The organism is Burkholderia sp. 567 (genome assembly GCF_040545115.1).
Lineage (GTDB): Bacteria > Pseudomonadota > Gammaproteobacteria > Burkholderiales > Burkholderiaceae > Burkholderia > Burkholderia ambifaria.
In genome coordinates, this window is the sequence record NZ_JBEPLG010000003.1 from 34,874 (window position 1) to 48,151 (window position 13,278).

Here is a 13,278-nt window from a genome sequence, read left to right on the forward strand (position 1 = left end):
GCGCCGGCGACGTCGTTAGTTGATTTGCCACCTGGCCGGCTCGTCGGCGATATAGGCGCTCGTGTATTGGTAAAGGCGCTTGTCGCTGCGCCGGATGGCGACGGCATTGAACACCGGGCCGATCACGCGCGCGCCTGCCCGCTCGAGCCGGCTCAGCGTTTCCTCGATCTCGCGCTCGGTCTGCACGTTTGCACGCAGCACGAGAATCGTCGCGTCGGCGCTGCCCGCGGCCATCGACGCATCGCTCACAGCCAGCACCGGCGGCGAATCGACGATGACGAAGTCGAAACTGGCACGGAACTCGTTCAGCAATTCGTTCATCCGCGGCGTCGACAGCAATACCGACGGATTGGCGGTATACGGCCCGGTCGAGATGAACGACAACCTGTCGTCGATGATCGGCCGAATCGCCTGCCGTGCTTCGATGTGCCCCGCCAGCAGATCGGCAAGACCGCATGCGCGCGGCTGCCCGAAGCGAGCGGCGAGATTGCCGCGCCGCAAGTCGGCGTCGATCAACAGCACCCGACTGCCCGTTTCCGCCAGGAGCACGGCAAGGTTGGACGCGACGAAGCTCTTGCCGGTCGACGGCGTCGGGCTCGTGATCACCAGCACCTTGCTGGGCACGTCCGCCATCTCGTTGACGACCGCGGTGCGCACGCAGCGCAGCGCCTCGACCGACACATCCTGAGGGCACCGCATCGCCAGCAGCGTGGCGCGCAAGTCGCACACCGGCGGCGCGGCTTCGTCCGCGGCGCCTGCACGTCCGTCCGGAATCCGGGGAGCCGACGCATCGCCGCACGCATCCGGCTCGCGTTGCATTGCATCGACCTGCTGCAGGCAACGCGAGAGCCTGACCTGTTCCTCGCTGAACGGGATCACGCCCAGACCGGATAGCCGGAAGCGCCGCTCGACGGCAACCGGATCCTCGATCTTCGACGAGAACCGGCGCGGCACGGTGACGAACAACACGCCGCACATGAGCCCCAGCACGCCGCCGATGGGGATGATGAAGGCGCTCTGCGGCTTGATCGGCGCCGCCGGTCGCACGGCGGCATCGAGAATGTGCGCGTTGCCGATCGTGCCCGCACGCGTGACCGACAACTCGTTTGCCTTGCCGACCATTGCCACGTAGATCTGCTCGGCCACTTTCGCATCGCGTGTCAGATCGGCCGACTGGCGCGCGGCGGCAGGCATGCTGGCAAAGCGGGCCTCGAAATTGCGCTTCGCCATGTTGAGCTGGCCGAGCTGCTGATCGATAGTCCGGACTTGCGCGCTCTCCGTCGTGAAGCGCTCGAGCATTTGTGTGCGCTGAATCGAGAGCGTCGCGATCTGTCGGTCGAAGTCCATGATCCCTTGCAGGTAGACCTGGCTCTCGCTGGCCGGCTGCAGCGAAGCGGTCGTCGCCTGATGCTTGGTGAGCTTGTCTTCCGCCTCCTTCATCTCGGTACGCAGGCGCGGCAGCTCGCCGTTGACGAAGGCCAGCATCCGGGTGGCCTCGTCCTGACGGTATGCAATATGCGAGGCCATGTAGTTCTGCGCGATATCGTTGGCGACCGCGGTGGCACGTGCCGGGTCGGCACTCTCGTAGGAAACCTTGATGAGGCCGGTATCCGCGCCCTGCTCGCTCACCCGCAGATCGCGCAAGAAGCGCTGCATGGCATCGATGTCGTTATAACGGACCACGCCGAAGCGCATCCCCGAGTGCGCCACCAGTTGCGTAATCCGGATCCGCACGCCATTGCCGGTCGCCTCCTTGCCCACCGTCCCTTCCACCAGCACCCGTCCATTCGGATCGGCAAGCCGATAGCCGCCATGTTGCAGCGCGATCAATTGCAGCTCCTTGCTCTCGAGACTGGCCGGCACATCCAGAACGGCAATATCGGCTCGTTCTCCGCCCCAGCCGTAGTCGCTCAGTCCCAGCCAGGGCGCGGCGAGATGGCCCGGCGTCGCAAATCGCTCGGCAATCTGGCCGAGCACCGGCACCGTGCGCGGCGTAACGGACACGAACAACCGGTATTGCTCGATGATTGGCGTCAGCACCGAGCGGCTGCGGATGATTTGTATTTCGGTCTGGCTCAGCTGCGCCATCGGCGTGGCTGGCTGCTGCTGGGTCTGCGCGGTCGGCTGCGCAGCGATGCTCAGCCCGCCGGAATTCGATCGATCGACCTGCAGAATCGCATCGGCGGAGTAAATGCGCGTGGCGAACACGCAGTAAAGGCTCGCCGCTATCGTCACCGCCGCGGTGATGAGGATGACGGTCCAGATGTTGTCGATGACGAAACGCATCATCTCCTTCGGAGACGAACCGCCGGTTTCATCGCTGGCATCGATCGTCCCCATTTCAAGCTGTCGGGCAATCATGTCGAATACTCCTTACGCACGACTCTTTCGAAATCCGAAATATCCGCAAGCTACGTCGTTCGTCTTGCGATATCCGTAGTCTGTCATCGGCGGGCGCCGTGTATGTTCACCAGCGCACATTGAACGTTCCATATCGGGGCGCGCTCGCGTATCGACAGGGTCGCGGCCGGATCAGAACTGGGGAAAATGCCCGCGCAAACCGCCGCCCTTGCGCAGATAACCCAAAAACGGCGGGATGCCCGTCAAATTGCAGATGAACCACCTGAGCGATGCGCGATCGTCGATGATGATGGTTTTCAGACGAAACGCGTCGCTACGGTGATCGTTCCAGCCGACATCGCAGGTTCGCGCGCTCTTGTACCCCGCCGCCTTCAGCAGATTGATTTCCCGCTTGCCGTAATTTCCGTTCGGATAGGCGAAGTGTTCGCAACGGTTGCCGGTCAACGCCTCGACTTCACGCCGGGATTCGATGATTTCCGCTTTGCATTCGCTATCGCCGCAGCGCGTCAGTATCGGGTGAAAGCGCGTATGCGCCTGAAAATCCACGAATGGGCGCATCGCTTCGAGCTGTTGCAGGTTCAGCCCTGTCGGCTCGTCGTCGCCATCCTGGTCAAAGCCGTGCACACGTAGCTCGGCGAGGCGTTGATCGTTCGCGAGGCGCTTCAGGCGCTCGACGCCAAGCTGCTCCGCGGCCGGATGCAACCACCAGTGCCTGCGCGGCCGGCAGACGATGCGGCTGCACAGGAAAATCGTCGGCCGCACCTTGTGCTTGATGAAGATCGGCAGCAGGCGGGCATTCCCCGCCAGTCCGTCGTCAAACGTGATGGCCGCGCGCGGACGCCCGTTCCCCGGCAACCCGCGTGCGTCGAGCGGCACGAGATCGCAGATGGTTTTCAGGTAGGTGAGGTGCCGATCCAGCGTCGCCGGATCGGGGTCGTGGTAGAGCAGGATCGCCACTCGATCGCGCCATAGCAACACGCGAACCATATGGTCGATGCCGAACATCATCACACATCGCGAAAGGATCTCTCTCAACATTGCTTTACCCGAGATCATCGTCGACTCTCCGTATCGTTGCATTCGAGCAACCGATTCGAATGGTTTCGTTCAGCAACGGTGCGCTGGTGCCGGTTTCCTATAACGAACCGTCTCGCTCGCTCGTCGGCTCAAGGAGTTGGCCTGCCGCGTCGCGCCATCCGATTTTCGCCGTCTCGCTTCGGTGCGCGTTGCCGATGTGCAATGCCACGTGCGGAGCGGCGTGTTTTGCCCCGTAGACGAAGCGCATCACCGGACCAAAGGATTGCGCGGAAGCCGGGCCGATCACGTAAAGCCCGCGCACCGTCGTCTCGAAGTGGCTCGTCAGCTCCGGCCCGCCGCTGAAGAGAGAAATCGACTCCATGATTTCTTTCGAAATGAACGTGTGCCGCGTCATGTCGGTCCTGAATCCGGTGGCGACAATGACATGCGAAGCCGTGACGGTCGACTCTCCGTTCCCGTTCGCGACCCGCAGCGCCACCTTGTCGTCGTCGATTGCCGCGCTTCGTACTTCCGTGCCGACGGCGATCGGGATTTTGTCGACGACGCGATCATGCAGCCACCACGCGCCGGACGGCCCATGCAATCGCTCGATGAGATGCTTGCGCAATCGCGGGCTCAGCGCGTGAAAGATCTGCGGATATTCACACAGCACATGCGTTCGCCAGCCACGGCCCAGGCCTGCGTCCGGACTCCGCATCTTCGACACGAACGAGCGCTCGGTTTCCGGCGTCGGATTCCAGTCCACCGACTGATCTCGCACCAGCACGCGAACGCTTGCGCCCACTTCGTTCAGCAGTGCAGCCAGCCCGAGCGCCGATTGCCCGCCACCGACGATGACGATGTCCCGTCCGGCGGCCCACGTCAGGCTGCCGTACTTTTCGGAATGCGACACGTAGGTATCCGGCAATCCCTGCAGCGCCGGCGGTGTGTGGGCAAATCCCTTGAGGCCCAGCGCCATCACCACCCTGCGCGCGTCCAGCGTGCTGCCGTCGCTCAGGCTCAGGTTGAAGCCATCGTCGCTGCGGCGCAGGTCGACGACTTCGACCGGCCGGGTCTCGACGGCCAGGGTTGATTGAAACCAAAGCCCGTAGTCGACGAAGGTTTCCAATGTCAGCTTCATGCCCACCGGCTGATACGGGATGCCCTTCACCCGGCAATAGTCCTTCAGCGTATAGCCGCGTCGCGGCGCACTGAGATTCGAAGCAAATGCCTCCGAGCGCATGAGCATGCCGGGTGGCATGTAGTTTCGCCACGCGCACATCGGCTGACCGAGGATTTGATGCGGCACGCCGGCGGCCTTCAGATGTGTCGCGAGCGACAAGCCGTACGGACCTGCGCCAATGATTACCGTGTCAGTCGATGGCATTCTTTGCCTCCCTGAGTATTTGTCGAGCAATCCGCGTACGCTTTTTTTCCCGCCATCCTCTGACGACGCGGCGCAGAGGACCGATCGCGCAGTAAAACTGCAATGCGGGCAACGGATCGTTCCATCGGAAGTAGCCGTCGATCATCCTCGTACCGGCACGCGTCAGGCGGGGCGGAGGCCGGTCGAGGAAGGTCGCGCGCCACGCGACCGATGCATGATTCATTTGAGCGGGCAATGGCGGAAAGCCGAGTTCATATCGATACGCGGCCGCGGGAATATTGACCCCGCACAGCGTCGCGATTTCCTCTTGCCAGTCCGTCCTTCCGACGGTCGGCTCGATCATCACGAATTCCTTGTAGTTGTCGTCCCATTTGTATTCCATGCTGCCCATACCGACCATGCCCGCGCGCTCCGCGAAGTCCAGCGTCATCGGCTCGAGGACATCGCGCGCTTCATCCGCGGCGACGCAAATCGCCGTATTGCCGATGTCGGGGGGATCGCTCAGGATCTTGCGGCCGGTGAACACGCTGACGACTTCCCCGCCCGCTCCACGATAGAAGAGTGTGAAATGGATATTGCTGCCTGGCCCCTCGATCCACTCCTGCGCGACGATGCCGCCCGGTGAACTGAGCATGACGACCGCGTGTTCGCGCGCCTCGCTCAACGTCCGCACGCGCACCGCCCGCTCTTTCTTCCCCGTCAGCACGTAGCGCTTGTCGTCGGGCTTCAGCACGCACGGAAAGCGCAGCTCGGCGAGCAGGCCGAGGTCGGCCTGCGTCTGCAGAATGACGGAGCGCGGAACCGGGAAACCGTGCTGCCACGCAAATTCATGAAACGACGACTTGCTGCTCAGGAGCTTGACGTTGCGATCCTCGGGTAGACAGAAGCAGAACCATTTCGCCAGCTCGTCGCGGTTCTCGGAAACGGAATGAACGGCATCCTCGTCCGTCAGCAGGAGCACCGGGGGACGCTCGAACGTCGCGCCGAGACGGGCCATGTCGTCGACAAACTTGCGCCCCACGAAGCTGCGGATCAAATGCCCGCGGACATGGCGCGACCACAAGGCCGGCCCGATTCGTTTGCAATCCACCGCGACGATCGGAACCCGCTCGCGGGCGAGCGAGCGGACAACGCCCAGCCCGTTGAGCGAGCAGCCGACCACGACAACCGCGACCTTCTGGTCAGAATCGTATGCGTGCGACATGGAAACGTCTCCATCGATTGTGTCTTTCATACGCCGAATCCCGTCGGCCCCCTTTCGTGTTCGTCAAAGCCCGGCATGCGCATCGGTCGACGGGGAAACGCCTTCGTGCGCATCGGCAAATGGCCCGGACTCGATGAATCGAATCAGGTGACGCATCTCAAGGAAGAAGGTTATGCGCACGTGGCCTCCGTTACGGTGTGTTAGAGCACACTCGCATACGAGCGGCGATGCGAGACCAAGGCTTGAGAGATTCATCGATATAGATGTATGAGCAACCAATGGCATGACGCATACGCTTCGTGGTTCCAACAACATGATCGATGGGATGGACGCGATCATTCAGCGCGCCGCAAGGACGGCGCGCTGAATGATCGGAAAACGAAGGGTTACAGAGTCCCGCCCGCCGTCAGTACGCAGCGTTTCGACCGGTGGCGAGGGTCTGCGCGCTCGGCAGGAGCATGTTGATGACGCGGCTCCAGCGAACGAGCGGCGACGCATCGACGAACACGACATCGTTCGGCTTCAGTTCGAAGTCGTTGGCCAGCGCCATTGCAACCGGCGATCGCGCGTCGAGATGGAAAATTTCCGGTTTGCCAGGACGCTTGTTGCGCACGACATACACCTGCCCGGCATCGCCCGAGTATTGGCTGACCCCGCCGGCGGACCCGAGGGCCTCGTTCAGCGACAGCCGTCCGTTGTTGAGCGGCAGCGAGGTCGCGCGCCCGACTTCGCCGAGCACGAACACCTTTCGGTCGTTCACGGAGTACACGCGCACGAGGTCGCCATCGCGCAGCAGGATCTTGTCCGGATTGATGCCCTTTTCGATCATCGCGGCGATGTCGACGACGGCGGTATCGTCGCCACGCGTCACCGCGACCGCCGCACGATCGCCGTTCGCGGTAAAGCCACCCGCGCGGTTGATCGCCTCGGGCAACGTCATCGGCAGGTCGTTGAGGATCTGGATGCCCGGGTTGCGCACTTCTCCGTCGAGATAGACGCGCTTGCTGCGATATGCCTGTATGCGCAGCGTCACCTGCGGGTTGCGGATGTAGCGAGCGATCTTCGACGCCAGCAGGTCGCGCGCTTTCATCTCGGTCAGGCCGCTCAGCTTGATCGGACCGGCATAGGCAAATTGCACGTTGCCACCGGAATCGACCGTATAGCCGGCGACGACCGAGTTCGATCCGGCTGCGTCCGCGCCGGCGCCGATCGTCGGGGGCGGCATGTTGAGCTCCGGATGATCCCAGACGACGATGCTCAACACATCGCCGGGACCGAGCGTATAGGGGCCGGGCCGGGCAAACAGCTTGCGCACTTTGGTGGGAATGCCCGGTTCGACGGCGGCGCGTTCGGTACGGATGAGCTCGTCATTGATCTCGATCAGCGAGCCCGCCGGGGCCGCATCGCGTCCGGATGCAGCCGAGCCCTTCCCGCCGGTGCCTCTGGCATCGTGGACCGCGCGCGACGCGTCGCCAAACCGTGCGGAGGTCGCGGCGCCCCCTGCCGAACTGTCGCTGAAGCTCATGCCCGGCGCCAGCGTGCATCCGTTCAGCACGATCGCCGCGATGGTCAGGACCGCCAGCCACGACGTGCCCGCCGCCACGGCGGCCACTGGCCGACAAGCAGCCGTCCTGTCGCCGGATTCAAGCCCCGGCGCCTTCGCCCGTTCACGTCGATTAGGTAACATCGCGTCATACCTCTTCGTATCGAGGCAGCAATGCACGGGCACCGCTGCCGAGGTTGCGTGTATGGGGGCACCGGCCGTTCATACGATCGCAAGAGCCGCAGCGTTCCGCGCAATGCAGTGCGAACGCGTGAGCGCCCACCCTTCAGAGGGCGAACCGCTGCCATGCAGGCACAGCGCTGATATGCGTCGGCGTTGGCCTTACCTCCGAGCGCCAGCGAGAAGCGTGCCACCCATCGGAAATCCAGCCCCTTTGAGGGACACCGGGCGGCGCGCACGAGAATCGCGACGCAAAAACGCGTTTTCGTTTCAAATCTGCTACGCGCCGCGTCAGGTTCGCACTGATTTCCCGGACCGGACGGGGCTGTTTGCGCGCGCGGCTCCGCGCGGCGAACAGGCCGTGCAACGGACGGCAGAGCCGACAACCGACTCTCATCCACAACCGTTGCACATGCACGCGTCGGATGCCGCCCGACATGCGGACTGCGATACGCACGGCCGCGCAACGCACCGGGACCGACTCCGATGTATCCGCGCTGAAACAAGAGCGGGTGTTTCCCTACGTGTTTCCCCGCCTCGAGTCGGCACGGCGGGCTGAGCAAGATGCGCCCGCTCGTCAGTACCGTCCTTGAATCAACGCGAGGGGCCGCTCAGGTTTCCGTGTACCGCTGACGCGATCTCGACTTTGGATCGAGATTTGCGTCGAAGGCGACTGCGATGGTGACCGATGGATCGCCAAGCCCAGCATGTGATGTGCGTATGACGTCAGGGGCAGACAATTTCGACTCCGCGCGTCCCCTTTTCCTACGACATACATTCACGCGGCCGCATGTTTAACTCATGCCAGAGCGGATCGGGCGTATTCCGGATGCGAGCGGCGCGCACCGTGAATTTTCATGACGCAAGTCAATGCTTCCATGCGTTGCGTCGTGCTCGACGCACCGCCCTTGTAGCGTTGACGAACCGGCCATCGGAGCGTGAACCTGCGCGCGCCTGGCTGTCGCGCCCGTTTCGCTCCACGTGAAGATTGCCGACGCATCGCCATGGCAACAATGACTGGAACTTGAATGGTGAAAAACGCCGAACACGTGAATTCCCGCAGCGCGATCTCCCGCGCGCCGGCAGCAAGCGAGCCGTTCGAGACCCCGCTCGCATGCGCCTGATCTGTTTTCCCTATGCGGGCGGCTCGGCCGCCGTTTATCGTGCGCTGCAAGCGTTGTTGCCCGGCATCGAAGTGTGCCGTCATGAACTTGCAGGCCGGGGCAGCCGCCTGTCCGAGCCTGCCGCGCGAGACATGTCGACGCTGATCGACGCGTTGCTGTGCGACCTGGACAACTGCTTCGATCGTCCCTTCGCACTGCTCGGACACAGCATGGGCGCGGCTATCGCCGTCGAACTGGCGCTGCGGCTTCCCGCCCGGGCGCAACCGAATCTGCGGCATCTGTTCGTGAGCGGGCGCGCCGCACCGGGCAGGGAGCGGCCGGTTCGACAGATGCAGGCGCTGGACGACCGCGCCTTCGTCGATGCACTGCACGAGATGGGCGGCACACCGAGGCCGGTGCTGGACAACAGCGAACTGATGGCGCTGCTGATGCCGGCGCTGCGTGCGGATTTCACGCTGATCGAAAACTACCGGCCCGTGCCCGGGCGCAGGCTCGCGGTGGACATCACCGCGTTCGCGGGCCGCGCGGATGAACACGCCCCGGTTGATGCCGTTGCAGGCTGGGGCGCCGAGACGACCGGGCACTTCGATTTTCATGTGATCGAAGGCGATCATTTCTTTATGAGAAGCGAAATGCGGGCGATGGCCGGCATCATCGCGGCGCGCCTGCGGCGCACGGAACACGTTGCGTGGAGCGCACTGCAAGCATGACGGGCCGATCCTCGCGACCGGCGTGCCGGCCGGTGCCGTGATCGTCGAATGAAGAGGCTCGCGCGTTATCGGCTTCCATGCCGGCGCCGCGGGCCGGTCAAGCATGCGTGGAGGCCGCGCGTCGCTTCCTTGCGCGCGATACTTGGAGTGCAATTGTGCAACGTAATCGAAAACGAATCCTCGTGACAGGTGGCGCGGGTTTCCTCGGTTCGCATCTTTGCGAGCGGCTGGTCGAACTCGGTCACGACGTATTGTGCGTCGACAACTATTTCACCGGCACGAAGCAGAACGTGGCCGCCCTGCTCGGCAACCCGAGCTTCGAGGCGCTGCGCCACGACGTGACCTTTCCGTTGTACGTGGAGGTGGACGAGATCTACAACCTCGCCTGTCCGGCTTCGCCGATCCACTATCAATTCGATCCCGTGCAGACCACCAAGACCAGTGTGATGGGCGCGATCAACATGCTGGGGCTCGCCAAGCGCACGCATGCACGCGTGCTGCAAACCTCGACGAGCGAGGTGTACGGCGACCCCGATGTGCATCCGCAACCGGAGAGTTACCGGGGCAACGTCAACCCGCTCGGGCCGCGCGCCTGCTACGACGAAGGAAAGCGTTGCGCGGAGACGCTGTTCTTCGACTATCACCGCCAGCAAAACGTGCGAATCAAGGTGGTACGCATCTTCAACACGTACGGGCCGCGCATGCATCCCAATGACGGTCGCGTGGTGTCCAACTTCATCGTGCAGGCGCTGCGCGGCGAGAACATCACGCTGTACGGCGACGGCAGCCAGACCCGGGCGTTCTGCTATGTCGACGATATGGTCGACGGTTTGATCCGGATGATGGCGTCGCCCGCGGACCTCACCGGCCCGATCAATCTCGGCAATCCGCACGAGATCGCGATCAGCGAACTCGCGCAGATCATTTTGCGGCTGACCGGCTCGACGTCGCGGCTCGTATTCCGTCCGCTGCCGAAGGATGATCCGACACAACGCTGCCCCGATATCGGCCTCGCACGCGCCCACCTCGACTGGGCGCCGACGGTCGGGCTCGAAGCCGGGCTGCGGCGGACCATCGACTATTTCCGCTCGACCGTGCCGGCTTGACGGCGCGTCCAAAAACCACGCGTCGATGGTCGAGAGGCGATTGCATCACGTAGTGACGTTGCATTGCCTGTGTCCCATTTTTACGTGACAGACGTGATGTGGAGGACATGCTCCAATCACGCCATTGGCCGGGATGAAGCGATTCTCGTGCGCCAGTGTCCATCAATCCGCCTCGCAAGCCGGCTCTCCGCGCATGGAAAAACTCGAGTATCTGAAGCATGTCGAATCGAAGGCACGGACCTACGCGACATCTTTCCCACGGCTGTTTACCCATGCCAAAGGCATACGCGTACGCGACGCCGACGGGCAGGAATACATCGACTGTCTGTCGAATGCAGGTACGCTCGCGCTCGGACACAATCACCCGGAAGTCAATGAAGCCGTCATGCGGTTTCTGTCGTCCGATCAAATGCAGCAGGCACTCGACCTGGCAACGCCGGCAAAGCACGCGTTCGTCGAGAAGCTTTTCTCGCTCCTGCCCGGGAAGATCGCCGAATCCGGCAAGATCCAGTTTTGCAGCCCCAGCGGCGCGGATGGCGTCGAAGCGGCTGTCAAGCTGACCAAGCACTATACGGGCCGCTCGACGATCATGGCGTTCCACGGCGCCTACCACGGCATGACGGCCGGCGCACTCGCCGCATCGGGAAATCTCACGCCCAAATCGGCCGGCGGCAATGGACGCGACGTTCATTTCCTGCCGTATCCCTATGTGTTTCGCTGCCCGTTCGGCACCGATGGCTCGGCGACCGATCAACTCAGCATCAACTACATTCGGACCGTCCTGTCCGATCCCGAGAGCGGGATAACCAAACCGGCGGCAATCATTGTCGAAGTCGTGCAAGGCGAAGGCGGCTGCATCCCCGCTTCCGACGCCTGGTTGATCGAATTGCGCGACCTGACGCTTCGGCATGAAATCCCGTTGATCGTCGACGAAGTGCAGACCGGGCTCGGTCGAACCGGCGCGCTGTTCGCCATCGAACATTCCGGCATCCGGCCCGACGTACTGGTGTTGTCGAAGGCATTCGGCGGCGGCTATCCGTTATCGGTGGTGGTCTATGACGAGCGCCTGGACACCTGGCCGCCCGGCGCGCACGCCGGCACCTTTAGAGGCAACCAGATTGCGATGGTGGCCGGGTTGTCGACCATGCAGATCGTCGAACGGGACGGCCTGTCGGCGCACGCGGAGCGAATGGGCAAACTGCTGGTTGCCGGCCTCGAAGGGTTGGCCGAACGCTTCCCGTGTCTCGGCCAGATACGCGGCCGCGGCCTGATGATCGGCGCTGAAGTCGTCATACCCGGCACGAACGGCCAAACCGGCCCGACCGATGCGGCACGGGCGAAAGCCATCAAGCTGAACTGCCTGCGAAACGGACTCGTGATCGAAACCGGCGGCCGCAATGGCGCGGTGCTCCGGTTCCTGCCGCCGCTGGTCGTGTCGGAAGCGGATATCCACGAAATTCTCAACCGCTTCGAGCATGCCGTGGAAACGGCCTGCCGTGCCTAGCCGCACCGCGGCGCGACCCCTGCCGGCCGACCGGTCCGGGTTGCGCCGCGATCCTCGTTCAGAAAAGGACCATTGACGATGCTGGGCATGACGGAACGCAAGCTGCTTGCCGACAGGAGCTCTCCGTGGCTGCTGGAGCCTGCGTCGAACGCACGCGCGCACGGGCACGATCTCGTGCTGGCGGTGAACGACAACCGGGTGGAACTCGAATCCCGGTTTCTGGAACATGGTGCGCTGCTGTTTCGCGGCTTCGACGTTTCATCCGTGGGCGGCTTCGAAGCGTTTGCCAACGCGATTTCGGCCCATAAGTCCGACTACGTCTATCGTTCCACGCCGCGCACCTCGATCGGCAACGGCATCTTCACCGCAACCGAGTATCCGCCGAGCGAGACGATCGCACTTCATTGCGAAAACGCGTATCAACGAAGCTGGCCGCTGAGAGTTGCATTCTGTTGCCTGACGCCGGCCACGACCGGCGGCGAAACGCCAATTGCCGACATGCGCGAGGTGAGCCGCAGGATCGGACCGCGCATCATGGAGCGCTTCGAGGCGAAACGGGTGCGCTACGTCAGGCACTACCGGCGGCATGTCGACATTCCGTGGGAAACCGTCTTTCAGACCCGCGACCGCAGCCAGGTTGCGGCCTTCTGCGCAGACAACGACATCGAGCTCGAATGGCTCGACGATGACACGTTACGCACCGTACAGATCAATCAGGGCGTGGCTTACCATCCGGTCACCCGCGACAGGGTGTTCTTCAATCAGGCACACCTGTTCCATATCTCGAACCTGGAAGCATCGCTCGCGAGTTCGATCGTCAGCCTGTTCGGCACTGACCGAATTCCGCGCAACGCGTGCCATGGCGACGGGAGTCCGTTCGATCTCGCCGACATCGAGCAGATCCGCAACGCGTTCCGCGAATGCGCGATCACGTTTCCATGGCAACGAGGCGACGTGCTGCTGGTCGACAACATGCGCTTCGCGCATGGCCGCAACCCGTTCGAAGGCGAGCGCAAGGTCGTCGTGTCTCTGCTGGACCCGTACTCCCCCGACATCGAAGGAATGGCCGGTCGTTAGCAGGGCCGCGCGCGCAAATTAAAACCCGTATTGATCAAGCGCGCGAAACGCCGTGTCCATGGATT

9 protein-coding genes are annotated in these 13,278 nt (G+C 63.1%); 4 read left to right on the forward strand and 5 right to left on the reverse strand.

What is annotated here, in order from left to right; all coding sequences use genetic code 11:
• Positions 1 to 15: 15 nt before the first annotated feature.
• The 5 genes from ABIC50_RS10865 to ABIC50_RS10885 form a co-directional block, all read right to left on the reverse strand.
• Complete coding sequence (locus ABIC50_RS10865; RefSeq protein WP_354163738.1) at positions 16 to 2,361, reverse strand: polysaccharide biosynthesis tyrosine autokinase; 2,346 nt, start codon at positions 2,359 to 2,361, stop codon at positions 16 to 18.
• 171 nt (positions 2,362 to 2,532) lie between these two features.
• Positions 2,533 to 3,417: a polysaccharide deacetylase family protein gene (locus ABIC50_RS10870; RefSeq protein WP_165754534.1), complete on the reverse strand. Its 885-nt coding sequence runs from the start codon at positions 3,415 to 3,417 to the stop codon at positions 2,533 to 2,535.
• A gap of 79 nt (positions 3,418 to 3,496) precedes the next feature.
• Positions 3,497 to 4,765 (reverse strand): NAD(P)-binding domain-containing protein, encoded by a 1,269-nt coding sequence (locus ABIC50_RS10875; protein ID WP_354163740.1) that lies wholly within the window; start codon positions 4,763 to 4,765, stop codon positions 3,497 to 3,499.
• A complete protein-coding gene (locus ABIC50_RS10880) occupies positions 4,752 to 5,969 on the reverse strand; it encodes a carboxylate--amine ligase (protein ID WP_175662141.1) in 1,218 nt (405 codons plus the stop codon). Before ABIC50_RS10880 ends, ABIC50_RS10875 begins: the two co-directional genes overlap by 14 nt.
• Positions 5,970 to 6,375: 406 nt before the next feature.
• A complete protein-coding gene (locus tag ABIC50_RS10885) occupies positions 6,376 to 7,656 on the reverse strand; it encodes a polysaccharide biosynthesis/export family protein (RefSeq protein WP_354163742.1) in 1,281 nt (426 codons plus the stop codon).
• A 1,150-nt stretch (positions 7,657 to 8,806) separates the two neighbouring features.
• Between ABIC50_RS10885 and ABIC50_RS10890 the strand changes: the two genes are divergently transcribed.
• From ABIC50_RS10890 to ABIC50_RS10905, 4 genes are all read left to right on the forward strand, one after another.
• A complete protein-coding gene (locus ABIC50_RS10890) occupies positions 8,807 to 9,526 on the forward strand; it encodes a thioesterase II family protein (RefSeq protein WP_175700782.1) in 720 nt (239 codons plus the stop codon).
• Between the two features lie 155 nt (positions 9,527 to 9,681).
• A complete protein-coding gene (locus ABIC50_RS10895; protein WP_105831502.1) occupies positions 9,682 to 10,632 on the forward strand; it encodes a UDP-glucuronic acid decarboxylase family protein in 951 nt (316 codons plus the stop codon).
• 193 nt (positions 10,633 to 10,825) lie between these two features.
• The gene (locus ABIC50_RS10900) at positions 10,826 to 12,136 is read left to right on the forward strand and encodes a diaminobutyrate--2-oxoglutarate transaminase family protein (protein ID WP_354163744.1); all 1,311 of its coding nucleotides are present in this window, start codon (positions 10,826 to 10,828) and stop codon (positions 12,134 to 12,136) included.
• 78 nt (positions 12,137 to 12,214) lie between these two features.
• Positions 12,215 to 13,213: a TauD/TfdA family dioxygenase gene (locus ABIC50_RS10905; RefSeq protein WP_354164443.1), complete on the forward strand. Its 999-nt coding sequence runs from the start codon at positions 12,215 to 12,217 to the stop codon at positions 13,211 to 13,213.
• The last annotated feature ends 65 nt before the right edge of the window (positions 13,214 to 13,278 follow it).